The organism is Variovorax sp. GW821-FHT09B05 (assembly GCF_059418265.1).
In genome coordinates this window covers 44,035-69,898 of the sequence record NZ_JBWKPN010000007.1, presented here as the reverse complement: position 1 = coordinate 69,898, position 25,864 = coordinate 44,035, and the positions used below count along the sequence as shown (strand labels likewise).

The following is a 25,864-nucleotide window of genomic DNA, read 5'->3' as shown; positions in this document are numbered from 1 at the left end:
CTGCAATGACGGACACGCTGATCAAGGTCGATCTGACCAAGTCGCCCACCGAGAACGAGATGATCCACAACCGCTGGCATCCGGACATTCCGATGGCCTGCTGGGTCAATCCCGGCGACGACTTCATCCTCGAGACCTTCGACTGGACCGGCGGCTTCATCAAGAACAACGACAGCGCCGACGACGTGCGCGACATCGATCTCAGCACCGTGCACTACCTCTCGGGCCCCGTGGGCGTGAAGGGCGCCGAGCCCGGCGACCTGCTGGTGGTCGATCTTCTCGACATCGGCGCCAAGCAGGACAGCCTCTGGGGCTTCAACGGATTTTTCTCGAAGAAGAACGGTGGCGGTTTTCTTACCGATCATTTTCCCGAGGCGCAGAAATCGATCTGGGACTTCAAGGGCATGTTCACGAGTTCGCGCCACATCCCGGGCGTGAACTTCGCGGGCCTGATCCATCCGGGCCTCATCGGCTGCCTGCCCGACAAGCCCATGCTCGACATGTGGAACGAGCGCGAGAAGGCGCTGATCGCCACCGACCCCGATCGCGTGCCGGGCCTGGCCAATCCGCCGTTCGCCGGCACCGCCCACATGGGCAAGATGACCGGCGAGGCGCGCGCCAAGGCCGCGGCCGAGGGCGCGCGCACCGTGCCGCCGCGCGAGCATGGCGGCAACTGCGACATCAAGGATCTCTCGCGCGGCTCGAAGGTGTTCTTCCCCGTCTACGTCGACGGCGCCGGCCTCAGCGTGGGCGACCTGCACTTCAGCCAGGGCGACGGCGAGATCACCTTCTGCGGCGCCATCGAGATGGCCGGCTGGGTGCACATGAAGGTCTCGCTCATCAAGGGCGGCATGGCCAAGTACGGCATCAAGAACCCGATCTTCAAGCCCAGCCCCATCACGCCGCAGTACAACGACTACCTGATCTTCGAGGGCATCTCGGTCGACGAGAGCGGCAAGCAGCACTACCTCGACGTCAACGTGGCCTACCGCCAGGCCTGCCTCAACGCCATCGAGTACCTGAAGAAGTTCGGCTACTCGGGCGCGCAGGCCTACTCGATCCTCGGCACGGCACCGGTGCAGGGCCACATCAGCGGCGTGGTCGACGTGCCCAACTCCTGCGCCACCCTGTGGCTGCCCACGGGCATCTTCGACTTCGACATCAATCCCAACGCCACGGGGCCGGTGAAGATGATCGACGGCAGCATCGACATGCCGCTGTCGCCCGACCTGCGCTGAGGCATTGAGGAAAGAAGCCGCATGCCCACCTACGACTACGACTGCGGACGCTGCGGCGGCTTCGAGGCGCTGCGCCCCTCGGCGCTGCGCGACGAACCCGCTGCCTGCCCCGACTGCGGCGGCGCCTCGCCGCGCGTGCTCGCGGCCGCGCCGCGGCTCGCGCTCATGGCGGCCGACACGCGCCTCGCGATGGCCACCAACGAACGCGCGCGGCACGAGCCCGCGAGCTCGCGCGACTACGCGCGATTGCGCCATCCATCGGGCTGCGGATGCTGCTCGACGAGCGCGCGCCGCGGTGCCACGGTGACCGCCTCGAACGGTGCCAAATCGGCACCGTCGCGGCGGCCCTGGATGATCTCGCATTGAGGACTCGGCAAGATTTCATGCATGCGCTATGCGCATGCAAAGGATGCGGGAAAGTAGTGCTTTCGGCCGATCTCCCTCTGAGGAAGGTCGATTCAGTGCCCCGCTCGCATGCGTGAAACTTGCCCAAAACTTTCTGGATTGTTTCGAAACGGCGAACGCCGTGATTCTTTTTGCGGTGATTCAAAAGGGTCGAACAGGATCAAACTTCTCCTCACGGACAAACCACCGTTCAACCTGAAGGAGATACCAAATGACCGCCTCGAAGATCCTCGCCGCCGTTGCCGTTGCCCTGCTTGCCGCCACCGGCGCACAAGCCGAAACCTATGACGGCGTCCACACCGTGCACTCCACGGTCTCGCGTTCCGAAGTCGCATCGCAAGCCGTGGCAGCCGCCCGTGCCGGCGATGCCTACAGCGAAGGTGCCACCGCCGGTGCGCAACCCTTCAGCTCGACCGCCGACCGCGCGACCATCCGTGCCGAAGCCGTTGCCAAGGCCCACGATCCGCTGCAAAGCCTCGACCGCCGCGCCTTCTACCGCGACGAAGTGCCGCAAGCCTACAAGAAGCCCAGCGTGTCGTTCACGCGTCAAGCTGGCCTCTGAGCCACGGTGGCACGCCGGTGCGAGAGCACCGGCCGCATGAAAGAAGCGAATGAGGAAAGGGCCTGCGGGCCCTTTCTTCGTGTCTGGCGCGACAGCGCGCCGCTCACGCCAGCGTCTCGCCTTCCTTGAGCACGCCCGCGTTGCGCAGTGCCGCGTCGAGCCAGCTGGCCGCGGTGTGGCCTCGCTTGATCGCTTCGATGCGCGCGGCTTCGTCCTCGACCTTCTTCCGCGCCGCGCGAAGCAGGGTTTCGACTTTCTCCCGCTCGACCACCACCACGCCATCGGCATCGCCGATCACCAGATCGCCGGGACGCACGGCCACGCCGCCGACCGACACCGGATGCCCGATGCGCCCCGAGGCCAGCTTGGTCGGGCCGTTGGGATTGGTGCCGACCGAGAACACCGGGAAGTCCATCTCGTCGATCTCCACGCTGTCGCGCACCGCGCCGTCGATCACCACGCCGGCGATGCCGACCTGGCGGCAGGCATTCATCATGATCGTGCCCATCAGCGCCGCGCTGCGGTCGCCCTTGCCGTCGATCACCAGCACGTCGCCCGGCTGCGCGAGCGCGATCGCGGCATGGATCATCAGGTTGTCGCCGGGCCGCACTTCCACCGTGAGCGCGCTGCCCACCAGCTTCATGCGGTGGCGCAGGGCCTCGATGCGGCCGTGCAGGGCGCCGCGGCGGCCCGCGACGTCGGCGAGGATGGCCGGCTGGAAGGCCGCGGCGCGGCGCAGCAGCTCGGGGGATACGCGCGCGAAGTCGCGAACGATGTCGGGATGCGGGTTCATGGTCTGGTGTTCTCTCATTCGGCCTTGACGTCGGCGTCCTTCACCACGCGGCCCCACTTGCGCTTGTCGGCCGCGAGGAAGGCACGGAACTGCTCGGGCGTGCTGCCCACGGGCTCGAGGCCGTCGGCCGTGAGGCGCTTGGCGATCTCGGGCTGAGCGAGCACCTTCGCGATCTCGCGCTGCAGGCGCTCGACCACGGCCGGCGGCGTGTTCTTCGCCGCGCAGATGCCGGCCCAGGTCACGGGCTCGACCTCGGCGATGCCGGCCTCGGCCACGGTCGGAATCTCGGGAAAGGCCGCGAGCCGGCGCGGACTGGCCACGGCGAGGGCACGCAGCTTGCCGGCGCGCGCGTACTGCATCGAGCTCACGGGCTGGTCGAAGATCATCGAGACCTGGCCCGCGATCAGATCGGTCATGGCCTGGCCCGTGCCCTTGTAGGCCACGTGCACGATGTCGATGCCCGCGCGGCTCTTGAGCATCTCGCCCGCGAGGTGGCCGCCGGTGGCCGTGCCCGAGGACGCGAAGTTGATCTCGCCGGGCTTCTGCTTGGCGTAGGCGACCAGCTCCTTCACGTTCTTCACCGGCAGGCTCGCGTTGACCAGCAGCATGTAGGGCGCATTGACGACCTGCGTGACCGGCACGATGTCCTTCTCGGGATCGAAGGGCATGCTTTTCAGCACATGCGGCTGGATCGACAGCGTGCCCGTGGTGCACATCAGCAGCGTGTGGCCATCGGCTGGCGCGGCGAGCATGGCCGAGGCCGCGATGTTGCCGCCGGCGCCGGGACGGTTGTCGATCAGCACCTGCTGGCCCAGCCCTTCGGCCAGCTTGGGCGCGATCAGCCGCGCCACCACGTCGTTCGAGCCGCCGGGCGAGAAGCCGACGAGGATCTTCACGGGCTTCGATGGAAAGGTGTCGGCCGCGCTCGCGGTGGCGGCGCCGAGCCAGGCCGTGCCCGCGGCCACGACCGGCAGCAGCGTGAGAAGGGAGCGGAGTTTCATTGCGGTTCCTGGTGAAGCGGTTGGCCCGAGAGTTCGGCGCGGGCGCGTGCGATGCGCCGGCAGCCTTCGAGCAGCTGCCCGGTGCCGGCGGCGAACGAGAGGCGGAAGTGCGTCGGCACGCCATAGGCGCTGCCCTGCAGTGACGCGAGGTCCTGCGCGTCGAGCAGGTGCATCACCCAGTCGTCGCTGTCGGCGATCGTGGTGCCCTGGGGCGTGCGCAGCCCGAACAGCGCGCTGCACGAGGCGAAGACGTAGAAGGCGCCGTCGGGCACTTCGCAGCGGATGCCGTCGATGGCATTGAGCGCCTCGACCACCGTGTCGCGCCGCGCGCGGTAGGCCTGGCGGTTGGTGGCGATGCTGTCCTGCGGCCCCGTGAGCGCCGCGATGGCGGCGGCCTGCGCGATCGAGTTCGGGCCCGAGGTGCTCTGCGACTGCAGCTTGACCATCGCCTTGATCAGCGCCGCGGGCCCGGCACCGTAGCCGATGCGCCAGCCCGTCATCGCATAGGCCTTGGAGACGCCGTTCACCGTCAGCGTGCGCTCCCGCAGGTCGGGCGCCACCTCGGCGAGGGTGGCGAAGGGCGCGTCGCCGTAGACCAGGTGCTCGTAGATGTCGTCGGTCAGCACCCAGACCTGCGGATGGCGCCGCAGCACCTCGGCCAGCGCCAGCAGTTCGGCGCGCGTGTAGGTGGCGCCGCTCGGGTTGTTCGGCGAGTTGAGCATCAGCCAGCGCGTGCGGCCGGTGATGGCGCGCTCGAGGTCGGCGGGCTGCAGCTTGAAGCCCGCCGCGGCCGGGCCGTTGACGAACACCGGCACGCCGCCGGCCAGCCGCGCGATGTCGGGGTACGAGACCCAGTAGGGCGCCGGCACGATGACCTCGTCGCCGGCCGCCACCGTGCACATCAGCGCATTGAAGATCACCTGCTTGGCGCCGGTGCCGACGATGATCTCGCCCGGCGCGTAGCGCAGCCGGTTCTCGCGCAGGAACTTGCCCGCGATGGCCTCCTTGAGCGCCGGCGTGCCGCCGACGTCGGTGTAGCGCGTCTGGCCCTCGGCCATCGCGCGGATGGCGGCCTGCTTGATGTGTTCGGGCGTCTCGAAGTCGGGCTCGCCGGCGGTGAGAGCGAGGATGTCCCGGCCCTGCGCGCGCAGCTCGCGCGCCCTCTGGCCGGCCATGGAACTCGGAGAAGGCTGGATCCGGTTCAGTCGTGGTGCGATGTGAAGCATGCGGCCAGTATCGAAGTGCCTTCGCCGCGGGACAAACGAGTAATCGGCGTGGCCCGGTATTCCTTTTTTTCCTGGCCGGTGGCGGGCGTACATTCCGCCGCATGAACTTCACCTACAAGCAGCTCGAGGCCTTCCTGTTCAGCGCCAGGCTCCAGAGCTTCAGTGCCGCGGCGGTGAAGCTGCACACCACGCAGTCGGCCATCTCCAAGCGGCTGGCCGAGCTCGAGGAGTCGCTCGGCGGTCCCTTGCTGCACCGCACCTCGCACGGCCTGGAGCTGGCGCAGGCTGGCCGCGAGCTGCTGCCGCTGGCGGAAGAGGCGCTGCGGCTGTGGCAGCGCATCGAGCACGACATCAGCCTCGACAAGACGCTGCGCGGCAGCTTCCGCGTGGGCGTGACGGAGCTGATCGCGATGACCTGGCTCACGCGGCTGATCCAGCTGCTGCAGAAGCTGCATCCGCAGGTGACGATCGAGCCGGTGGTCGACGCCGGCCTCACGCTGTTCGAGCGGCTCGAGGCCAACAAGCTCGACCTGACGATCATGCCGGGCACCTTCTGGGGCCAGGCCTTCGAGTCGGTCAAGGTGGGGCAGGTCGACCAGGCCTGGATCGCGAGCCCGCGGCTGCGCATTCCGCAGCGCGCGCTGAAGCCGCACGAGTTCGCCGACTACCCGGTGATCGAGCAGCCCGCGGGCGCCTCGAAGAACCGCTTCTACGAGGCCTGGCGCGGGGAGCACGGCTTCCGCTTCGGCAAGGTCATGCTGACCAACAGCACGACGGTGCTGCGCGAGTTGACGATCAGCGGCTTCGGCATCAGCCAGCAGGCGCTCGACTACGTGCGGCCCGACATCCGCAGCGGCCTGCTGCGCATCGTGCGCAGCGACCCGATGCCGCCGCCGCTGGTCTACAGCGCCGTGCACCGGCGCGACAACGCGAGCCCGGCGCTGGCGCGCATCGTCGAGCTGGCCGTGCAGACCTGCGACTTCAAGCTGCGCGCGAGCCAGCACGACGTGGCGCCGGCGGGGCCCGCGCGCGGCGCGGGCACGCGGCAGCGCGCGCTGCGCCCGGGTGCGAAGAAGCCCGTGAAGGCGGCCCGGCGCTAGGATCCGAGCGGGATTTTAAAATATACGCATTGCGTATAAACTCGCGGCCCATGAACATGCCGCAGCAAGTGCTTCTCCGCGACGCGATGCGTCAGCTCAACATGACGCGCGATGCCTTCGCCGAGCGCATCGGCAGCCGCCGGAGGGCACTCGACGCCTGGCTGCTGCCCGACGAGTCGAACGAATTCCGGGCCATGCCCGAGGTGGCGCGGCGCTTCGTGAGCGAGATCCTGGCGTCGAGCGGGCGCCCCGGTGAATATACGCAGAGCGCACAGGATGGCGCGCTGCGCCGGTCGCTCCATGTCGACGGCGCGCAGCACCTGCTGTCGGTGGCCCAGTTCGACCGCGAGGCCATCGACGAGTTGTTCCGGCTCGCCGACGTGATGCAGCCGATCGCGCGCCGCCGCAAGGTCAGCCGCGTGCTCGAGGGCGCGGTGCTGGCCAACCTGTTCTTCGAGGCCAGCACGCGCACGCGCGTGAGCTTCGGCGCGGCCTTCTGCCGGCTCGGCGGCTCGGTCTGCGACACGACGGGCTTCACCTTCTCCTCGATGGCCAAGGGCGAATCGATCCGCGACACCAGCCGCGTCATCAGCGGCTATGCCGACGCGATCGTGGTGCGCCATCCGGAGCAGGGCTCGGTCGCCGAGTTCGCGCGCGCCACCAACGTGCCGGTCATCAACGGCGGCGACGGGCCGGGCGAGCATCCGAGCCAGGCGCTGCTCGACCTCTACACCATCCAGCGCGAGTTCTCGCGCCTGGGCAAGCTGGTCGACGGCGCGCATGTCGCGATGGTCGGCGACCTCAAGTACGGTCGCACCGTGCATTCGCTGATCAAGCTGCTCGCGCTGTACCGCGGCCTGAAGTTCACGCTGGTCGCGCCGCCGCAGCTCGCCATGCCGGCGGAGATCGTGGAGCTGGTGAGCCGCAATGGCCACGTGGTGCAGACCGCCACCGCGCCGGCGCAGGCGCTGGCCGGCGCCGACGTGGTCTACGCGACGCGCATCCAGAAGGAGCGCTTCGCGCACGACGAGGTGCTGGAGGGCTTCGACCAGGCCTTCGCGATCGACCGCGCGCTGGTCGATGCGGCGTGCAGGAAGGACGTGGTGCTGATGCACCCGCTGCCGCGCGACGGCCGCCCGGGCTCGCACGACCTGAGCACCGACCTCGACAACGACCCGCGGCTGGCGATCTTCCGCCAGACCGACAACGGCATCCCGGTGCGCATGGCCATCTTCGCCACGCTGCTGGGCGTGGACCGGCTCGTGAGCCGCTCGATGCGCGACGCGGCCTGGACGCCGCCCTCGCACATCGGCCCCGACGACAGCAGCTTCCACGGCCTCGACTGAGGCTGGCGCGAAACCGCCATCGAGCGCGGGTAAGCTCGCCGCCCATGAAGCGCAACACCACCGCCAAGTCCACCAGCGTTCCCCCCGCCGCGAACGGCAAGGCCCCGGCCACCGATGCCTCCGGCGGCGCCCCGGTGTTCGCGGTGCTCGCGCGCATCGAGACCCTCTGGTCCTCGCTCGGCCCGGTGGGCCAGCGCATCGCCGACTTCATCGTGAAGAACCCGCGCGAGGTGGTCCACATGTCGGTCAGCGAGGTGGCCGAGCGCACCGGCTCGAGCGAAGGCAGCATCGTCGGCCTGTGCAAGAACCTCGGCGCCACCGGCTTCCAGCAGATCAAGATCGCGCTGGCGCAGGAGATCGTGCGGCCGGTGCAGTTCATCCACGAGGACCTCGATCCGCAGGACGCGGCCGAGGCGGTGATCCGCAAGATCTTCCAGAGCAACGTGCAGACCCTGCACGACACGCAGGCCACGCTCGACGCCGGTTCGATGGAACGCGCGGTGAAGCTGCTGCGCGACGCCGAGCGCATCGAGATCTACGGCATCGGCAGCTCCGCCACCATCGCAGAGGACGCCCACTACCGCATGCTGCGCATCGGCCTCAACGCGAAGGTGGTGGTCGATTCGCACGTGCAGGCGATCAGCGCCTCGCTCACCGACTCGCGGGTGGCGGTGCTGACCATCTCGCACTCGGGCAGCACGCACGAGACCGTGACCGCGACGCGGCTGGCCAAGGAGGCCGGCGCCTCGACCGTGTGCATCACCAACTTCGGCAAGTCGCCGATCCAGGCCTTCTCGGACGTGCTGCTGTTCACCATGGCGCGCGAGACCAACTTCCGCACCGAGGCCATGACCAGCCGCCTCGCGCAGCTCGCGATCATCGACGTGCTGATCGCCTGCCTGGCGCTGTCGGACTACGACACCTCGGTGCGCACGCTGCGCCAGACCTTCGACGTGCTGTCGCTCAAGCGGTACTGAGGCGGCTGCGCTCGGGCGGGCGCGCGGGCAGGGCCGTCACCTCGGCCGTGGCGCGCGGCAGCAGCAGGCCGGCGACCGACGGCGCCACCGCCTCGGGCGCGGCGCCCACCAGCAGGCAGGCCATGCCCAGTCGCGCGGCGCCCGCGGCATCGGTGGCCGGGTTGTCGCCGATCACCACCGTGCTCGCGGGCTCGGCGCCCAGGCAGCGCAGGCCTTCCTCGAACAGCAGCGGCTCGGGCTTGCCGACGATGCGCCAGGGCTGCACGCCGCTGGCCGTGAGCACGGCCGCGAGCAGCGAGCCGGTCTCGGGCACCACGCGGCCGTGCGGGCCCGGATGGGTGGCGTCGGCGTTCGTGACCACCAGCCGCGCGCCGCGCAGCAGTTCGTTGGCCACCGCGCCCAGCCGCGCATGGCTGAAGCGCATGTCGAGCGCGAGCAGCACGAACTCGGCCTCGGACGCGACCAGCCGGAAGCCGAGCGCGCGCGCATGGCGCTGCAAGGCGGGCGTGCCCACCACCATCAGCCGCGCCGTGGGGTGCTGGCGCGCGAGCAGGCTCACGGCGAGCTCGCCGGCCAGCACGATGCGCTCGGGCGGCGCGCGCAGGCCGAGCCGGCGCAGCCGCAGCGCGAGGCCCTGGGCGGTGTGGGTCGAGTTGTTCGACACGATCGCGAAGCGGCCCTCGAAACGCTCGAGGAGTTCGGCCGCGCCGTCGATGGCTTCGTTCTGGCGCACCAGCGTGCCGTCGAGGTCGAGCAGCAGGTGACGCGCCTGCGCGAGCGGTGCCAGGTCCGCTGCCGCGGGGCCTCCCGGCGCCCGGGTCTGGGTTGCGATGTTCTTCATGGATCTCCGGTTCGGGCCATCGGGGGAGCGGGGGTGCTGGCCGTGCGGCGGGATTGTATTGAACATTGCTCAGTCGTTTGCTAATTTTCAAATGAGCTTATTTCATTTGCTTGTCATCTTCGACTTCTAAAGTTCAACGCAACCGAGCGAGGCACTCGCCCGAGAAACGCCCCCGAACCGAAGGAACCGATCATGAAGAAACTCCTGGCCATCGCCGCCGCCGCCGTCTCGTTCAGCGCGCTGCTGGCCCTCCCGTCCCACGCCCAGTCCGTGGCCGACGGCTCGCGCGAACATCCGCTGCGCGTGCTGCTGATTCCCGCCGACGGCGGCACCGAGTCGGGCACCAAGGCCGACTACGCGCCGGTGTTCAACGCCATCACGCGCAGCACCGGCCTGAACTTCGACCTCAAGGTCGGCCAGTCCTACGGCGCCGTGGTCGAGGGCATGTGCAACCAGCTCGCCGACATCGCCTTCTTCGGCCCGGTGTCGTACGTGCAGGCCCACAAGCGCGGCTGCGCGCAGCTGCTGGCCGTGGGCGTGGAGAAGGGCGCCTCGGTCTACTACGCCGGCATGTTCGCCAAGGCCAATGCGCCGATCGCCTCGATCAAGGACCTGAAGGGCAAGCGCGTGGCCTTCGGCGACGTGAACTCGGCCTCGAGCTTCACCTTCCAGATCGCGATGCTGCTCGACGCCGGCATGGACCCGGCCAAGGACCTGTCGGCGATCCGCATGACCGGCAGCCACGCCAGCAGCCTGGCCGCGCTGGTGCAGGACCAGGTCGACGTGGCCTCGCTCTCGTTCGACTCGTACGAGAAGGCGGTCAAGCAGGGCGCGGCCGATCCGAAGACCATCAAGGTGATCGCCAAGAGCATGGCCATTCCCTATCCGCCGCTGGCGCTGAACTCCAAGCTGCCCGAGGCGCTGAAGACCAAGCTCAAGGACGCCTTCCAGACCGTGAACAAGGCCCCCGGCATCACGCCCGACATGATCCGCGGCTACGGTGGCGGCAAGATCGACGGCTACGACACCAAGTTCTCCGAGGAAGAGTTCAACGTCGCCGCCGAGAAGCTGGGCCTGCTGACCGACGACCTCAAGGGCCGCATCCTCGCCAAGGCGGCCGAGCGTTGATCGCCGGCGATCGCACGCACGCCGCAGAGTCCGCCGCCGGAAGCACGCCCATGCTGCAGTTCGAATCGGTCGCCATGCGCCACCCCGACGGCACGCGCGCGCTCGGCGGCGTCTCGCTCGAGGTGCCCGCGGGCCAGTTCTGCGTGGTGCTGGGCGCCTCGGGCGCGGGCAAGTCGACCTTGCTGCGCACCGCCAACGGCCTGGTCGTGCCCACGCAGGGCACGGTGCGGGTCGAGGGCGTGCGCATCGCGCCGGGCTCGCTGGCACACGTGCGTCCGCGCATCGGCATGATCCACCAGCAGTTCAACCTGGTGCTGCGCTCGAGCGTGGCCGAGAACGTGCTCGCCGGCGCCTTGCCGGCCCTGGGCACCTGGCGCGCGCTGCTCGGCCTGTTCACCGACGCGCAGCGGCGCAAGGCCTGCGAACTGGTCGAGTCGGTGGGCCTGGGCGAGGAGCACCTGCTGCGCCGCGTGAGCGAGCTCTCGGGCGGCCAGCAGCAGCGCGTGGGCATCGCGCGCGCCTTCATGCTCGACCCGCCGCTGGTGCTGGCCGACGAGCCGGTGGCCAGCCTCGATCCGCAGACCAGCCACGACGTGCTGTCGCTGCTGCGCCGGCAGGCGCGCGAGCGCGGCACCACGGTGCTGTGCAGCCTGCACCAGATCGAACTGGCCTGCGAGTTCGCCGACCGCATCGTGGCCTTGCGTCGCGGCGTGGTCGTGTTCGACGGCGCGCCGCGGACGTTCCAGCCGCAGGTCTTCGATGCGATCTACGGCCGCGGCGACACCGCGCCCGAGTCCGTGCCCGCGGCCCGGCCATCGATGGCCGGCGAGCCCGAGGCGGCGCTGCCGCTGCATGCCGGCGCCCTGGAGCTCGCGCAATGAACACGATCTCTTCTTCCTCTTCCGACGCGCGCGCGTCGCGCCCGGCCTCGGCCTGGGACCTGCCGCGGCCCTTCGGCACCCGCACGCTGGTCGTGCTGCTGCTGGTGCTCGTGGTGGGCTTCTTCGCGGGCCAGCGCGTGGAGATGGGCCGCATGCTCTCGCTGACCGGCGAGGGCGTGCTCGCCGCGGTGGGCCTGCGCGACAACTCGCAGGTGCTCTCGGGCCTGGGCTCGATCGCGCGCTCGCTGTTCCCGCCGCAGATCTCCGAGCAGACCGAGGTCGCGCGCATCGAGGGCTTCGACCGCAACCGGCTGCCCTGGTTCTCGCGCGTCGAGACCCTCGAGACGCACGAGCCCAAGCTGAACCCCGAGACCCTGCAGATGGAGGACCGCGTCGAGCGCCGCGAGGTGCTGGTCGAGCCGCTGGGCTACCTGTGGCACGTGGCGGTGAAGATGCTCGAGACCTTCGAGATCGCGGTCTGGGCCACGCTGATCGCGATCGTGCTGAGCGCGCCATTGGCCTGGTGCAGCGCGAAGAACTATGCGCCCAACCGCCTGGCCTACGGCCTCGCGCGCAGCGTGGTCGGCCTGTTCCGCGCGGTGCCCGAGCTGGTGAGCGCGCTGTTCCTGGTGCTGGCCTACGGCTTCGGCCCGATCGCCGGCGTGCTGGCCCTCGCGCTGCACTCGGCCGGCTTCCTCGGCAAGTTCTACGCCGAGGACATCGAGACCGCCGACGACAAGCCGCAGGAGGCGCTGCGCGCCATCGGCGCCAACAAGCTCAAGGTGATGCGCTTCGCGGTGCTGCCGCAGGTGATGCCGCAGTTCATCGCCTACACGCTCTACGTGCTCGACCGCAACGTGCGCATGGCCACCGTGGTCGGCCTGGTCGGCGCGGGCGGCATCGGCCAGGAGCTCAAGGGCCGCTACGACATGTACAACTATGCGCACGTCGGCACGATCCTGATCGCGATCTTCCTGACGGTGCTGGTGCTCGACCGCATCGCCGCCCGGCTGCGCAGCCGCTATGGCTGAGCCCTGAGTCCCCCGCGGATACCGCGTTCGCGGCGTCCGCTCCCCATTCCCTGATTTCTGTCCGAACTCTCGCGCGGCTCGTCCGCCGCGCGGAGCGGCTTCGGCCGCGCCTTTGTCTCCCACGTCCCTCGATTCGAAAGGAACCCTCATGAAAACAGCATCTTCCCGGTACGGCCTCGCTGCGGCAGGCCTTCTCCTGTGCCTGAGCCTCGCCGCCTGCGGTGGCGGTGGTGGGGGCGGTGGCCTGCCGATCCTGCCGCCGGGACAGACCCCGCCGGCCGGCGACGGCAACAACGGCAACGGCAACAACCCGCCGCCCCAGCCCGCGCTCAAGTGCGCGCCCTGAGTCCGCGCCTTCCTCCAGACCTCCCTTCGCCCTGCGTTGAAAGAACCTCCCATGAACACCACCTCCCGTCGCGATTTCTTCCGCAAGTCGGCCGGCGCCATCGGCGCGGCCTCGGCCCTCACCATGCTCCCGCCCGTGATCCGCAAGGCCCTGGCGGTCGAGGCCGCGGTCGACACCGGCTCGATCAAGGACATCAAGCACATCGTGATCCTGATGCAGGAGAACCGCAGCTTCGACCACTACTTCGGCACGCTGAAGGGCGTGCGCGGCTTCGGCGACCGTTTCCCGATCCCGCTGGCCAACGGCAAGTCGGTGTTCTTCCAGCCCAACACCACCGCGGGCGCGCCCGAGATCCAGCCCTTCCGCCGCGACTCCACGATCGCCAACGCGCTGATCGGCTCGGGCGCGCCGCACAGCTTCCCCGACATGCAGGGCGCCTGGGCGCAGGGGAAGATGGACCGCTGGATCCAGTTCAAGAACCAGGTGACGATGGGCTACTACCTGCGCGAGGACATCCCGTTCCAGTTCGCGCTGGCCGATGCCTTCACGATCTGCGACGGCTACCACTGCTCGATCCTTACCGGCACCGATCCCAACCGCATCGTGTTCTGGTCGGGTTCCAACTTCAATCCCGAGCTGCGCAAGAAGGGCATCAACAGCACCGACACCGATTCGGAACCGGTCAACTCGCGCTGCTGGCCGAGCCCGTCGAACTGGATCGCGGGCAACCCGCAGGAAGCCGACGGCACGGGCCAGAAGAACGCGACCACGGGCGCCTACAACTACAAGTACGTCAACAACGCGTTCAAGTGGGACACGCTGCCCGACGTGCTGCAGAAGAACGGCATCAGCTGGCACATCTACCAGAACATGAACAACAACTGGACCGGCGCCATGAACGGCTGCCTGGCGTTCCAGAGCTTCCGCACCGCGCAGCCCGGCTCGCCGGTCTACCAGCACGGCCTGACCGGCGGTCCCGCCGCGGCCGACGGCGCCACCAACTTCCTGGCCCAGCTCAAGCAGGACGTGATGAACGATACCCTGCCGCAGGTCTCGTGGGTGCTGCCCACGCAGGCACTGGCCGAACACCCGGGCAGCAGCGAAGGCGTGGCCGGCGCGGCCGACTTCATCTCCGACGTGCTGAGCGCGCTGACCTCGAACCCCGCGGTCTGGAGCAAGACGGCGCTGTTCGTGACCTTCGACGAGAACGACGGCTTCTTCGACCACGTGGCGATGCCCGCCGTGCCCTCGTACGACGCCGACGGCAACCTGATGGGCAAGTCCACCGTGCCGCTGGACGGCGAGTACTTCGACGCCTCGGTGGGTGGTAGCTACCTCAATGGCGCCGACACCATCAGCGGCAAGATCCGCCCCTGGGGCCTGAGCTCGCGCGTGCCGATGTACGTGGTGTCGCCGTGGAGCAAGGGCGGCTGGGTCAACTCGCAGGTGTTCGACCACACCTCGATGGGCCGTTTCCTCGAGAAGCGCTTCGACATCACGATCGACGCCATCAGCCCGTGGCACCGCGCGGTCTGCGGCGACCTCACGAGCTGTTTCGACTTCGTCAGCCCGAACGATCCGGTGGTGCCCAAGCTGCCCGACACCAGCGGCTATCCCGCCATCAACACGGCGCAGAAGGCGCTGGGCAACACCGGCGTCATCACCAAGGCGCCCGTGCCCGCCAAGCCGCTGTTCCAGGAGACCGGCACGCGCTTCTCGCGCGCGCTGCCCTACGAGCTGCACACCAGCGCGCGCGTCGAGGCACGCGGCCAGGTCTCGCTGATCTTCAGCAACACCGGCGACCAGGGCGCGGTGTTCCACGTCTACGACAAGCTGCACCTGGACCGCATCCCGCGCCGCTACACGGTGGAAGCCGGCAAGCAGCTGCAGGACTACTGGGACACCATCGCCACCGATGGCGGCAAGTACGACCTCTGGGTCTACAGCACCAATGGCTTCGTGCGCAGCTTCAGCGGCGACGCGATGGCCTTCGACGCGGCCGCCTTCAGGCCCGAGGTCCAGGTCTGCTACGACCCGGCCGCCGGCGACGTCTACGTGAAGGTGCACAACAACGGCAGCATCGACGGCGAGGTGACCGTGCAGTCGAACGCCTACCGCACCGACGGCCCCTGGACCCTCAGGGCGCCGAAGGGCGACATGGGCACGCTGCACTGGGAGCTCAAGGACAGCGGCCACTGGTACGACTTCACCGTGACCGCCGGCAACGCCGTGCGCCGCTTCGCGGGCCGTGTCGAGACCGGCAAGCCGACCGTGAGCGACCCCGCGATGGCGATGCACCTGCAGGCCTGAGCGCGCTTCCACCCCAACGAGGAGAAACACCATGAAGAAGAACAAGCGCATGCCGCGCGGCGCGAGCCTGCTCGGCGCGTCGCTGGCCCTGGCCGCGATCTGCGGCCCGGCCCTGGCCCAGACGGTGCCGGTGGTCTGGGATCCGGCCAAGGCCAACCTCGGCGTCGGCACCGATGCCGGCACCACGGTCGGCGGCAGCAACAACACGGCCGTCGGCACCAAGGCCGGCACCAAGGTGACGGGCGACGACAACCTGGCCGTGGGCCAGAACGCCGGCGCCGGCGTCACCGGCAGCAACAACCAGGCGATCGGCGAGGGCGCGGGCAACACGGTCAACGGCAGCGGCAACCAGGCCATCGGCCAGAACGCCGGCAACAACGTGACCGGCCCGACCAACCAGGCCATCGGGCAGGGCGCCGGCAACAACGTCACCGGCACCAGCGACATCTCGATCGGCCTGGGCGCCGGCAACAACGTCAGCACCAACTGGAACCTCGCGATCGGCAACAACGCGGGCACCAACGTGTCGGGCGGCAATGCCAACGTGGGCATCGGCTTCGAGTCGGGCCAGAACGTCAAGGGCGGCTGGAACCAGTCGATCGGCCGCAGCGCGGGCGACAACGTCACCGGCGACCACAACAACGCCACCGGCTTCCATGCCGGCAGCGGCGTGACCGGCAGCGACAACAACGCCACCGGCACCAGTGCCGGCATGACCGTGACCGGCAGCAACAACAACGCCATGGGCAACGGTGCCGGCAACAAGGTCACGGGCAGCGACAACACGGGCATCGGCACCAATGCCGGCAGCAACGTGACGGGCAGCAACAACGTGTCGCTCGGCGAGGGTGCGGGCAACAACGTCGGCACGAACTGGAACCTGGCCATCGGCGAGGGCGCGGGCAGCAACGTGTCGGGCAAGAACGCCAACCAGGCGATCGGCTACTACGCGGGCACCAACGTCAACGGCGGCTGGAACCAGACCATGGGCCGCAGCTCGGGCCAGAACGTGACCGGCGACTACAACAACTCGACCGGCTACGCGGCCGGCTCGAACGTGACCGGCAGCCGCAACGACGCCACGGGCCAGAACGCCGGCCAGAACGTGACCGGCAACGACAACGAGGCCTACGGCACCGGCGCGGGCAGCAACGTCAGGGGCGATGGCAACCAGGCCTATGGCATGGGCGCGGGCAACGGCGTTACCGGCAGCAACAACATGTCGATGGGCCAGGCCGCGGGCGGCGGCGTGCAGGGCAGCAACAACGTGGCTTCGGGCACGATGGCGGGCCAGGTGGTCAGCGGCAACTCGAACCTCGCGCAGGGCAACAGCGCGGGCCAGCACGTGCGCGGCAACGACAACATCGCGATCGGCTCGGGCTCGGGCGCCTATGTGAACGCGAACCAGACCGCCTCGATCGGCGTCGGCGCGCGCGCCAGTGCCGACAACTCGCTGGCCATCGGCACCAATGCGCAGGCCTTCGAGGACTCGGGCGTGGCGATCGGCAACGGCGCCGTGGTGAACCATGCGAACAGCGTGGCGCTCGGCGCCGGCAGCGCGACCACGCGCGGCGCGCTCAACAACTACACCGCCATCGGCATGGCCGGCGTGCAGTCGTCGATGGGCGAGGTGGCGCTGGGCAACCGCCAGATCACCGGCGTGGCCCCGGGCAGCGCGCCCACGGACGCCACCAACGTCGGCCAGGTGCAGGGCATGGTGAAGGAGGGCGTGAGCCAGGCCAATGCCTACACCGACACCGTGGCCGCGCAGGGCCTGCCGGTCGGCAAGGCCTACACCGACCTCACGGCCGCCCGCCTGCAGAGCCAGATCGACGACACGGCCCGCCGTGCCTACGCCGGCATCGCCAGCGTGGCCGCGATGGAGGCCGCGCCGATGGTGCCCGGCAAGATCAGCTATGCCGTGGGCCTGGGCAACTACCGCAGCGAGAGCGCGATCGGCGGCTCGCTGCGCCACACCTCGCAGGACGGCCGCTACAGCGTCACGCTCGGCGTGGGCGCGAGCAGCTCGGGCGTGGTGACGCGCGTGGCGCTCACGGGCGTGTTCGACTGAGGACGGTGCCGGCGGGCGCAGGGGCTCTGCTATAACGCAGCGGCCCTGTTCAACCCGCCGCATCCCTCATGCACAACACGTCGCTGACGCTGCTCAAGTGGATCTTCATCGCCGTCGGCCTGGGCCTGCTGGTCATCGCGATCGTGGTGCCCGACGAGGCCAAGTGGCTGCTCACGCTGCTGGGCCTGATGTTCACGGGCGTGGGCGGCGGCATCCTGTTCGTCGGCGAACGCAACGCGAAGCGCGCGGCCTGGCTGCTGCAGCATGGCCAGCGCATCGATGCCGAGCTGCGCGAGGTCGAGCTCAACACCTCGTTCCAGGTCAACGGCCGGCATCCCTACCGCGCCATCGTCGAGGCGCGCGCCGGCTTCGGGCGCGAGCTGCGGCAGTTCCGCAGCGCCAACATCTGGTTCGATCCCACGCGGCACCTGAGCGGGCGCCGGATCGCGGTCTACGTCGATCCCGCGAATCCGAAGCGCTACCACGTGGACCTGTCGTTCCTGCCGCCGCGCGGCTGAGCTTCAGCGCACCAGCGCGAAGCGCGCGTGCAGCCCGCCCACGGCCGAGGGCGACACCCACAGGTCGAAGTCGCCGGGCTCCACGGTGGGCCGCAGGTCGCGGCCGATGAAGGCGAGGTCGGCCGCGCGCAGCGCGAACTCGACCTGCACCGAGGCGCCGGGCGCGATGCGCAGCTTGCGGAAGTCCTTGAGCTCGCGCACCGGCCGCGTCACGCTCGCGGTGCGCTGCGCGATGTAGAGCTGCACCACTTCCTCGGCCTCGCGCTGGCCGGTGTTGGTGACGGTGGCGCGCACGCGCAGCGTGCCGTCCGTCATCGGCAACTGCTCGCTGTCGAGCGCGACGCTGTCGTAGCGCACCGGCGCGAAGCCCAGGCCGAAGCCGAAGGGATAGAGCGCCTCGTTGGGGGCCTCGATGTAGCGCGTCTTGAAGGCGGTGCCGGGCGCGTCGGGCGGCAGCGGCCGGCCGGTGCGCTTGTGGGCGTAGTAGTAGGGAACCTGTCCCGCCGCCTGCGGAAAGCTCACCGGCAGCCGGCCCGAGGGATTGAAGTCGCCGAACAGCACGTCGGCGATCGCGTGGCCGGTCTGCACGCCGAGGAACCAGGTCACGAGGATCGCGCGCGCATCGCGCACCACGGGCGGCAGTGCCATCGCGCGGCCGTTGCTCAAGAGCACGACGATCGGCTTGCCGGTGGCCGCGACCGCCTCGGCCAGCGCCTGCTGCACCAGCGGCAGGCCGATGTCGGCGCGCGAGCGCGATTCGCCCGACATGCGCTCGCCTTCGCCGATGGCCAGCACCACCACGTCGGCCTGGCGCGCCGCGGCGACCGCGGCCTCGATGCCGCCGGGCACGAGCGACTCGACGTTCGAGCCGCGCGTGACCGTGAGCGAGGCCGCGTCGCCGAGCGCGGCGCGCAGGCCCTGGTCGATGCCCACCGGCGCGCTCTGGCCCGGGAACAGGCTCCAGGCGCCCAGCAGGTCCTGCGTGCCCGAGGCGAAGGGGCCGATCAGCGCGACCCGGGTGCCGGTCTTCGCGAGCGGCAGCAGCGCGCCCTCGTTCTTCAGCATCACGATGGAGCGGCGCGCGCTCTCGCGCGCCAGCGCGATGAAGGCCGGGTCCTCGGCGCGCTGCGCGGCCGGCGGGCCGTCGAGGCCGCGCATCGGCTGGTCGAACAGGCCGAGCCTGAGCTTGGCGTACAGCACGCGGCGCACCGCATCGTCGAGCCGCGCCATCGGCACCTCGCCCGCGGCCACCAGGCCCGGCAGCTCGCGCATGTAGAGGCCGCTCTGCATGCTCATGTCGGTGCCCGCGAGGAAGGCCTGCTTCGCGGCCTCGCGGCCGTTGGCCGCGTAGCCGTGCGCGATCAGTTCCTCGTCGGCCGTGTAGTCCGACACCACGAAGCCCCGGAAGCCCCACTCGCCGCGCAGCACGCCGGTCAGCAGGGCCGGGTTGGCGGTCGAGGGAATGCCCGAGATCTCGTGGAAGCCGCTCATCAGCGACAGCGCGCCCGCGTCGAGCGCGGCGCGGAACGGCGGCAGGTAGACCTCGCGCAGCGTGCGCTCGGAGATGTCGACGGTGTTGTAGTCGAGCCCGCCCTCGGCCGCGCCGTAGCCCGCGAAATGCTTGGGCGTGGCGAGCAGCGCATCGGCGCGCGACAGGTCGTCGCCCTGGAAGCCGCGCACGCGCGCGGCGGCGAAGCGGCTCGCGAGCAGCGGGTCCTCGCCCACGCCCTCGATGCCGCGGCCCCAGCGCGCATCGCGCGCGATGTCGACCATGGGCGCGAAGGTCCAGCGGAAGCCGTCGGCGCTGGCCTCGACCGCCGCCGCGCGCGCGGTGCGCTCGGCCAGCGCGGGTTCCCAGCTCGCGGCCTCGGCCAGCGGCATCGGGAAGATGGTGCGAAAGCCGTGGATCACGTCGGCGCCGAAGATCAGCGGAATGCCCAGGCGCGATTCCTGGACCGCGATGCGTTGCAGCTCGCGCTTGCGCGTCAGGCCCTCGTTGTTGAAGAGGCCGGTCACGCGGCCCGAGCGCACCTCGTCGGCCTCGAGCTGCGCATTGCGCCGGTTGGCCTGCGGGTTGCCGGGAATGTTGGTGTCGGCCGGGCCGTAGAGGCTCAGCTGGCCGACCTTCTCCTCGACCGTCATGCGCGCGATCAGCGCCTCGATGCGCGGATCGGTGACGGCCGGGGCGGGAGACTGGGCGGAGGCGAGGAGGCTGGCGAGGAGACCGAGGGCAAGAAAGAGGAGCGGGGCTTTTTTTCCGACGTGCATGGGCGCCCATTCTGCAGACATCGCCCGCCGCGGTCGCAAGCGGGTTTCCGCCCTGCCCGTAGGGCGATGTCCGACCCGTCCGCGCGGACTCCCAGGGCTATTCGGCCGTCGCGCCCGACTCCTTCGCCACCTTGACCCACTTGGTGGTCTCGCTGCCGATGAAGGCCGCGAGCTCGGCGGGCTTCATGTGGCCGGCCGTCACGCCCTGTTCCTCGAAGCGCTTGACCACGTCGGGTTGCTGCAGCGCGCGCGCGAGCTCGGTGTTGAGCCGCTGCACGATCTCGGGCGGCGTGCCGTGCGGTGCCATCAGCGCGAACCAGGTCGTCATGTCGTAGCCCTTGAGGCCGGCCTCGTCGAGCGTGGGCACGCCGGGGTAGGCGGGCGAGCGCGCCTTGGTGGTCACGGCCAGCGCATGCACCTTGCCGGCCTTGACGTGCGGCGAGGCCGAGGGGCTGGTCTCGATCGCCATCTGGATCTGGCCGCCCATCAGGTCGGCCATCATCGGCGCGCCGCCCTTGTAGGGCACGTGCACGATCTCGGTCTTCGTCATCGCGCGGAACAGTTCGCCCGAGATGTGCTCGGTGCTGCCGTTGCCGGCCGAGCCGAAGTTGACCTTGCCGGGATTGGCCTTGATGTAGGCCACGAGTTCGGCCACGGTCTTCGCGGGTACCTTGTCGTTGACGATCAGCACGTTGGGCGTGGAGGCCACCAGCGCCACCGGGTCGAAGTCGCGCTGGAAGTCGTAGGCGAGCTTCTTGTAGAGGCCCGGCGCGATCGAGTGCGCGATGGTGGCGAGGAACAGCGTGTAGCCATCGGCCGGCGCCTTGGCCGCGAGGGTCGCGCCCACGGTGCCGCCCGCGCCGCCGCGGTTGTCGACGATCACCGGCTGCTTGAGCGATTCCGAGAGCTTCTGGCCCACGGTGCGCGCGACGATGTCGGTGGTGCCGCCGGCCACGAAGGGCACGACGAGGGTGATGGGCTTGCCCGGCCAGTCGGCGGCGAGCGCGGGCAGGGTGCCCGCGGCCAGCAGCAGGGTCGCGAGGGCGGTGCGGAGGAAGGCTTGTCTTTTCATGGTCGTGGGGGTCTTGGTGTTGTTATGAAGAGGGTGGTCAGGCCACGCGGTTGCGCAGCGGCAGGCCGGCGTTCCAGCGCCGCAGGTTGTCGAGGAAGAGGGCGGCCACGCGCGCCTCGTTGCCGTCCGAATGGCCGGCCGTGTGGGGCGTGACGATGACGTTCGGCAGCGACCACAGCGGCGAGTCGGCGGGCAGCGGCTCGTGCGCGAACACGTCGAGGTAGGCACCGGCGAGCGTGCCGTCGCGCAGCGCCTCGATCAGCGCGGGCTCGTCGATCACCTCGCCGCGCGCGACATTCACGAGCCGCGCGCCCGGTGGCAGCAGCGCGAGCGCGGCGGCATCGACGAGCCCGCGCGTGCGTTCGGTCAGCGGGCAGGCGAGCAGCAGCCAGTCGGCGCGCGGAAGCACCTGGCCGATGTCTTCGAAGCGCACGCTCTCGACGGCGGGCGCCAGCGGTGCATAGTCACTGCTGCGCACCGAGACCACGCGCAGCCCGAGCGCCGACAGCAGCGCGCCCAGGCCCTGCCCGATCGGCCCCCAGCCCACGATCGCCGCGGTCTGGCCCGCGAGGTCGCGCGGCAGCCCGCTGCCCACGAGCGGCGCCCAGGTCTTCTCGCGCTGCGCCGCGAGCAGTTGCGGAAAGCGGCGCGCGAGCATCAGCACGCCGGCCAGCGCGGTCTGCACCACCACGCCCGCATTGGCGCCCGAGGAGGTCGTCACCTCGACGCCGCGCGCGCGCAACTCTCCGTACACGGGCCGGTCGGCGCCCGAGGAATGGGCATGCACCCAGCGCAGCGAGGGCGCATGGCGCAGCGCATCGTGAAAGCGCCGGGTCTGCGGCAGCAGCTCGTGCTTGGTCGACAGGCCCGTGACGTCGCGCGAGACGAAGGCCACGTCGGCATCGGCGCCCTCGGCCACCACCACGTGCGCGCGACCGGCCAGCGCCTCGGCCAGGCCGGTGCCGGCCTGAAGCGCGGCGGCCTCGGTCATCAGAATGCGCAGCGGCCCGCTCATTCGGCCGTCGCGCCCGACTCGCGAACGATGCTCTTCCATTTCTCGTACTCCTGCCGCGTGAACCGGCCGAACTGCTCGGGCGTGCCGCCCACCGGGTCGGCGCCCTCGCGGATCATCTGCGCTTCGAGCGAAGGCAGTGCGTCGTTGACCGATTTGTTGAGCAGCGCGATCACCGGCGCGGGCGTGCCCTTGGGCGCGAAGAAGCCGAACCAGGAGCCGGCCGAGAAATCGCCGAAACCCTTCTCGGCCACGGTCGGCACGTCGGGCAGCGAGCGCGAGCGCTTGAGGCTGCTGACCGCGATGGCGCGCAGCTTGCCCGCGCGGATGTGCGGGATCACCGAGGGAATGGTCGCGAACATGAACTGGATGCGCCCCGCGAGCAGGTCTGTGAGCGCGTTGGCGCCCTTGTAGGGCACGTGCAGCGTGTCGGCGCCGATGCGCTTGCCGAGCATGTAGCTCGACAGGTGCGAGGAGGTGCCGATGCCGGTCGAGCCGTAGTTGAGCTTGTTCGGGTTGGCCTTGGCATAGGCGATGAATTCCTCGAGCGTCTTCGCGGGCACCTCGGGGTTCACCACCAGCACGTTGGGCACGTCGGCGATCTGCACCACGGGCACCAGGTCGCGCAGCGGGTCGTAGGGCAGGTTCTTGTAGAGCGTCTGGTTGACGGCCATCGGGCCCACCGAGTTGACGATCAGCGTGTAGCCGTCGGCCGGCGCGCGCACCACGAACTCGGTGCCGATGTTGCCGCCGCCGCCGGGCTTGTTGTCGATCACGAAGGGCTGGCCCAGCTTCTCGGACAGCTGCTGCGTGACGGCGCGCGCGAGGATGTCGGTGGTGCCGCCCGCGGTGAAGGCGACGATCACGCGCACGGGCTTGGCGGGATAGGCGGCCTGCGCCTGCGCGCGCGGCGCGGCGCCGAGGCCCGCGGCCAGCAGCAGGGCCGCGGCCAGGCCCAGGAGTCGTCGCGGCAGGAGGGAGGGCTTGTCTCGTTTCATTCTTGTGATCCTCGGAGGGTGGGTGGGCTCTACACGGGCGGGGGAAAGTCGTACAGCGCGGCCGGGTTGTCGACCAGCACGCGCCGGCGCTGCGCCGCGTCGGGCAGCCAGCGCGCCAGCAGGTTCAGCAGGGCGCCGTCGTCGGGCACCTGCTGCGCCTCGAAGTAGTTGATGTGCGGCCAGTCGCTGCCCCACACCACGCGCTCGGCATTGGCCTGCAGCAGCGCTTCGGCGAAGGGATCGATGTCGGCGTAGGGCGGCCCCAGGCCGGTGTTGCGGTCGGCGCCCGAGATCTTGGTCCAGGCCTTGCCGTCGGCGAGCAGCCGGCACAGCGTGCGAAAGCCCGGGTCCTCGATGCCGCGCGCGGCCGCCATGCGGCCCATGTGATCGATCACCAGCGGCAGGCCCAGGCGCAGCAGGCGCGGCGCGAGCTCGACCAGGTCGGGCGCGTGGATCCAGATCTGCGCATGCCAGCCGCGTTCGGCGAGGCGCGGCGCCAGTGCCTCCAGCACCTCGATGCCCACGCCGTTGCGGTAGACCGCATGGCCGTCGCGCTGGAACAGGTTGAAGCGCACGCCGCGGATGCCCGCCGCATGCCAGCGGTCGAGCTCGGCATCGCCGGTGTCGGCGCGCGGCACGGCGATGCCGCGCAGTCGCCCGGGGTACTGCGACAGGGCTTCGAGCACCGCGCCGTTGTCGGTGCCGCTGGCGCTGCCGGTCACCAGCACGCCGCGCGCGAGGCCGAGCCGGTCGAGGTGCGCGATGAAGGCAGCGCCCGGGTATTCGGCGGGCGTGTAGCTGCGGTCCTCGGCGAGCGGGAATTCTGCGTAGGGACCGAAGACGTGGGCATGGCTGTCGCAGGCGCCGGGCGGCGGCGCGAAGGCCACGGGTGCGAAGGCCTCGTGGGGAGGCAGGCAGGGGCGGGTCATGCGGCGTGCCTCCTCAGTCGACCTTGAGCTTGCCGCTCTTCGCGAGCAGGCGGGCGCCCGCGTCTTCCTTCTTCAGCGTCGCGAGCCACTCCTCGGGCGAGGAGGCCTGGCCGGGGCTGCCGACCGAGATCAGGCGGCGCTTCACGTTCTCGTCGGCCAGCGCCTTGCGCAGCGCGGCATTGAGCGCCTGCACCACGTCGGCGGGCGTGCCGGCCGGCGCGAGCAGGCCGGTGGCGGTGGTGGCGTCGAAGTCCTTGAGGCCGGCCTCGCGCAGGGTCGGCACGTTCGGCAGCGCGGGGTCGCGCTCCTTCGACATCACGGCCACGGCGCGCAGCATGCCCGACTGGATGTGGGCGGCCGAGCTCGTGAGCTGGTCCACCACCAGGTCGATCTGGCCGCCCAGCAGGTCGGTGAGCGCCGGTGCCGAGCCCTTGTAGGGAACGGTGTTGAGGCTCAGCTTGCCGGCCTGCTCGAGCTGCAGCAGCGCGATGTGGTTGGTGGTGCCCGGGCCCGCATGGCCGGCCGTGACCTGGCCCGGCTTGCCGCGCGCGGCCGTGAGCAGTGTCTCGATGTCCTTGTACGGCCCCTGGCCGCGCACAGCGATCACCAGCGGCGTGGTGGCGGCGAGGCCGATGGGCGCGAAGTTGTCGAGCGCATAGGTGGTCTTCGTCATCAGCGGCAGCACCACCAGCGCATTGGGCGTGCTGACCAGCAGCGTGTAGCCGTCGGGCTGCGCGCGTGCCACGTAGGAGGCGCCGATGGCGCCGCCCGCACCGGCACGGTTGTCCACGATCACCGACTGGCCCAGGATCTGGCCGAGCGCGGGCGCGAGCGTGCGCGCGACCACGTCGAGGTTGCCGCCGGGCGCGAAGGGCACGACCAGCGTGACGGGCTTCTGCGGGAATTTCTGCGCGAAGGCGGGCAGAGCGATGGCTGCCGCGAGCATGGCCAGCACGGCGGGGAACAGTCTTCTTTTCATCGGGTGTCGTCTTGGTTCTTCGGGGGAGGCGGGTGCTTCAGTCGCGGAAGCCCGGATCCATGCGGTCGAGCTTGCGCAGCAGCGCCGGCCATTCCATGAGCCCGTAGGGGCGGCGCGTGCCGGGCTGGTAGTTGTTCCAGGTTTCCTCGAGCACGCTCTGCGGCACGGCCTTGAGCGGCGTGTTGCACGACATCGCGCCGATCTGCGCGCGGCAGGCCAGCTCGAGCCGGTGCATCCAGTTGAAGGTCTCGCCCACGCTGCGGCCCACCACCAGCGCGCCGTGGTTGCGGAAGATCACGGCCTCGCGGTCGCCCAGGTCTTCCAGCAGCGAGGCCTGCTCGGCGGTGTTCAGCACCACGCCCTGGTAGTCGTGGTAGCCGATCTTGAGGAAGCGCATCGCGGTCTGCGTGAGCGGCAGCAGCCCGCATTCGAGCGAGGACACCGCCATCGAGGCCCAGCTGTGGGTGTGGATCACGCAGGCCACGTCGGGCCGCGCGGCATGCACCGCGCTGTGGATCACGTAGCCGGCCTTGTTGATGCCGTAGTTCAGCTCGCCGAAGTCGGGCGAGGACAGGATGTTGCCGTCCTGGTCGACCTTGATCAGGCTCGAGGCCGTGATCTCCTCGTACATCATCCCGTAGGGGTTGATGAGGAAGGCGCCCTTCTCGCCGGGCACGTGCGAGGAGATGTGGTTGGCCATCATGTCGGACATGCCGTAGAGGTCGACCAGCCGGTAGCAGGCGGCGAGGTCGATGCGCGCCTGCCATTCGGCGGGGGAGCACTGGTCCTTCATGGAGGGGATCTGGAGCACGCCAGGGTTCGTCATCGCGGA

Annotated in this window: 24 protein-coding genes; 13 read left to right on the top strand and 11 right to left on the bottom strand. The window is 70.0% G+C overall.

Annotated elements, in window-relative coordinates; translation table 11 throughout:
- The first annotated feature begins 5 nt into the window (after window positions 1–5).
- The 3 genes from fmdA to AC07RM_RS19285 all read left to right on the top strand — a co-directional run bounded on the left by fmdA (window position 6) and on the right by AC07RM_RS19285 (window position 2,205).
- The gene (gene fmdA, locus AC07RM_RS19295) at window positions 6–1,238 is read left to right on the top strand and encodes a formamidase (RefSeq protein ID WP_057593110.1); all 1,233 of its coding nucleotides are present in this window, start codon (window positions 6–8) and stop codon (window positions 1,236–1,238) included.
- A 21-nt stretch (window positions 1,239–1,259) separates the two neighbouring features.
- Window positions 1,260–1,604 carry a zinc ribbon domain-containing protein gene (locus AC07RM_RS19290; RefSeq protein WP_093344436.1) on the top strand — a complete coding sequence of 115 codons (345 nt, stop codon included), beginning with the start codon at window positions 1,260–1,262 and terminating at the stop codon, window positions 1,602–1,604.
- Window positions 1,605–1,854: 250 nt separating this feature from the next.
- Complete coding sequence (locus AC07RM_RS19285; protein ID WP_208511540.1) at window positions 1,855–2,205, top strand: alpha/beta hydrolase; 351 nt, start codon at window positions 1,855–1,857, stop codon at window positions 2,203–2,205.
- Window positions 2,206–2,308: 103 nt separating this feature from the next.
- Here the strand turns inward: AC07RM_RS19285 and AC07RM_RS19280 are convergent, their stop codons facing one another.
- Genes AC07RM_RS19280 through AC07RM_RS19270 form a run of 3 tightly spaced genes read right to left on the bottom strand, consistent with a single transcriptional unit; the run spans window position 2,309 to window position 5,225 of the window.
- Entirely contained in the window at window positions 2,309–2,998 is a 690-nt protein-coding gene (locus AC07RM_RS19280) for an RraA family protein (RefSeq protein ID WP_495335532.1), read from the bottom strand.
- A gap of 14 nt (window positions 2,999–3,012) precedes the next feature.
- Window positions 3,013–3,999, bottom strand: a complete 987-nt coding sequence (locus tag AC07RM_RS19275) for a Bug family tripartite tricarboxylate transporter substrate binding protein (protein WP_495335531.1) — start codon at window positions 3,997–3,999, stop codon at window positions 3,013–3,015.
- Window positions 3,996–5,225, bottom strand: a complete 1,230-nt coding sequence (locus AC07RM_RS19270) for a pyridoxal phosphate-dependent aminotransferase (RefSeq protein WP_495335530.1) — start codon at window positions 5,223–5,225, stop codon at window positions 3,996–3,998. Before AC07RM_RS19270 ends, AC07RM_RS19275 begins: the two co-directional genes overlap by 4 nt.
- A 101-nt stretch (window positions 5,226–5,326) precedes the next feature.
- Here AC07RM_RS19270 and AC07RM_RS19265 point away from each other — a divergent pair, with 101 nt between their 5' ends.
- From AC07RM_RS19265 to AC07RM_RS19255, 3 genes are read left to right on the top strand one after another with little or no spacing between them, the layout of a single operon-like run.
- On the top strand, window positions 5,327–6,325 hold the full coding sequence (locus tag AC07RM_RS19265) for a LysR family transcriptional regulator (protein WP_495335529.1): 999 nt from the start codon (window positions 5,327–5,329) through the stop codon (window positions 6,323–6,325).
- A 50-nt stretch (window positions 6,326–6,375) separates the two neighbouring features.
- Window positions 6,376–7,671 (top strand): aspartate carbamoyltransferase, encoded by a 1,296-nt coding sequence (locus tag AC07RM_RS19260; RefSeq protein WP_495335528.1) that lies wholly within the window; start codon window positions 6,376–6,378, stop codon window positions 7,669–7,671.
- A 44-nt stretch (window positions 7,672–7,715) separates the two neighbouring features.
- Entirely contained in the window at window positions 7,716–8,648 is a 933-nt protein-coding gene (locus tag AC07RM_RS19255; RefSeq protein ID WP_296793813.1) for a MurR/RpiR family transcriptional regulator, read from the top strand.
- Here AC07RM_RS19255 and AC07RM_RS19250 read toward each other — a convergent pair.
- Window positions 8,635–9,489 carry an HAD-IIA family hydrolase gene (locus AC07RM_RS19250; protein WP_093344424.1) on the bottom strand — a complete coding sequence of 285 codons (855 nt, stop codon included), beginning with the start codon at window positions 9,487–9,489 and terminating at the stop codon, window positions 8,635–8,637. The two genes, AC07RM_RS19255 and AC07RM_RS19250, sit on opposite strands and share 14 nt — an antisense overlap.
- Window positions 9,490–9,681: 192 nt before the next feature.
- Here AC07RM_RS19250 and AC07RM_RS19245 point away from each other — a divergent pair, with 192 nt between their 5' ends.
- From AC07RM_RS19245 to AC07RM_RS19215, 7 genes are all read left to right on the top strand, one after another.
- Window positions 9,682–10,617 carry a phosphate/phosphite/phosphonate ABC transporter substrate-binding protein gene (locus AC07RM_RS19245; protein WP_093344422.1) on the top strand — a complete coding sequence of 312 codons (936 nt, stop codon included), beginning with the start codon at window positions 9,682–9,684 and terminating at the stop codon, window positions 10,615–10,617.
- 50 nt (window positions 10,618–10,667) lie between these two features.
- Complete coding sequence (locus AC07RM_RS19240) at window positions 10,668–11,498, top strand: phosphonate ABC transporter ATP-binding protein (RefSeq protein ID WP_495335527.1); 831 nt, start codon at window positions 10,668–10,670, stop codon at window positions 11,496–11,498.
- Entirely contained in the window at window positions 11,495–12,529 is a 1,035-nt protein-coding gene (gene phnE / locus AC07RM_RS19235; RefSeq protein WP_495335526.1) for a phosphonate ABC transporter, permease protein PhnE, read from the top strand. The genes AC07RM_RS19240 and phnE overlap by 4 nt, the downstream gene beginning before the upstream one ends.
- A gap of 148 nt (window positions 12,530–12,677) precedes the next feature.
- Window positions 12,678–12,875, top strand: coding sequence for a hypothetical protein (locus tag AC07RM_RS19230; protein ID WP_143129180.1), 198 nt, complete (start codon window positions 12,678–12,680; stop codon window positions 12,873–12,875).
- A 51-nt stretch (window positions 12,876–12,926) separates the two neighbouring features.
- Window positions 12,927–15,185, top strand: coding sequence for a phosphocholine-specific phospholipase C (locus AC07RM_RS19225; RefSeq protein ID WP_495335525.1), 2,259 nt, complete (start codon window positions 12,927–12,929; stop codon window positions 15,183–15,185).
- A 31-nt stretch (window positions 15,186–15,216) separates the two neighbouring features.
- Window positions 15,217–17,256, top strand: a complete 2,040-nt coding sequence (locus tag AC07RM_RS19220) for a YadA family autotransporter adhesin (RefSeq protein ID WP_495335524.1) — start codon at window positions 15,217–15,219, stop codon at window positions 17,254–17,256.
- Between the two features lie 68 nt (window positions 17,257–17,324).
- Entirely contained in the window at window positions 17,325–17,774 is a 450-nt protein-coding gene (locus tag AC07RM_RS19215) for a DUF3592 domain-containing protein (RefSeq protein WP_495335523.1), read from the top strand.
- A 3-nt stretch (window positions 17,775–17,777) separates the two neighbouring features.
- Here the strand turns inward: AC07RM_RS19215 and AC07RM_RS19210 are convergent, their stop codons facing one another.
- The 7 genes from AC07RM_RS19210 to AC07RM_RS19180 all read right to left on the bottom strand — a co-directional run bounded on the left by AC07RM_RS19210 (window position 17,778) and on the right by AC07RM_RS19180 (window position 25,858).
- Window positions 17,778–20,042: a glycoside hydrolase family 3 N-terminal domain-containing protein gene (locus tag AC07RM_RS19210; protein ID WP_495335522.1), complete on the bottom strand. Its 2,265-nt coding sequence runs from the start codon at window positions 20,040–20,042 to the stop codon at window positions 17,778–17,780.
- A 97-nt stretch (window positions 20,043–20,139) separates the two neighbouring features.
- A complete protein-coding gene (locus AC07RM_RS19205; RefSeq protein ID WP_495335521.1) occupies window positions 20,140–21,114 on the bottom strand; it encodes a tripartite tricarboxylate transporter substrate binding protein in 975 nt (324 codons plus the stop codon).
- 37 nt (window positions 21,115–21,151) lie between these two features.
- Window positions 21,152–22,105: a D-2-hydroxyacid dehydrogenase gene (locus AC07RM_RS19200; protein WP_495335520.1), complete on the bottom strand. Its 954-nt coding sequence runs from the start codon at window positions 22,103–22,105 to the stop codon at window positions 21,152–21,154.
- Window positions 22,106–22,125: 20 nt separating this feature from the next.
- Entirely contained in the window at window positions 22,126–23,124 is a 999-nt protein-coding gene (locus AC07RM_RS19195) for a Bug family tripartite tricarboxylate transporter substrate binding protein (protein WP_495335519.1), read from the bottom strand.
- A gap of 29 nt (window positions 23,125–23,153) precedes the next feature.
- On the bottom strand, window positions 23,154–24,053 hold the full coding sequence (locus AC07RM_RS19190; protein ID WP_495335518.1) for an amidohydrolase family protein: 900 nt from the start codon (window positions 24,051–24,053) through the stop codon (window positions 23,154–23,156).
- Window positions 24,054–24,066: 13 nt separating this feature from the next.
- Entirely contained in the window at window positions 24,067–25,032 is a 966-nt protein-coding gene (locus AC07RM_RS19185) for a tripartite tricarboxylate transporter substrate binding protein (RefSeq protein WP_495335517.1), read from the bottom strand.
- A gap of 37 nt (window positions 25,033–25,069) precedes the next feature.
- Entirely contained in the window at window positions 25,070–25,858 is a 789-nt protein-coding gene (locus tag AC07RM_RS19180) for a class II aldolase/adducin family protein (RefSeq protein ID WP_495335516.1), read from the bottom strand.
- Between the last annotated feature and the right edge of the window lie 6 nt (window positions 25,859–25,864).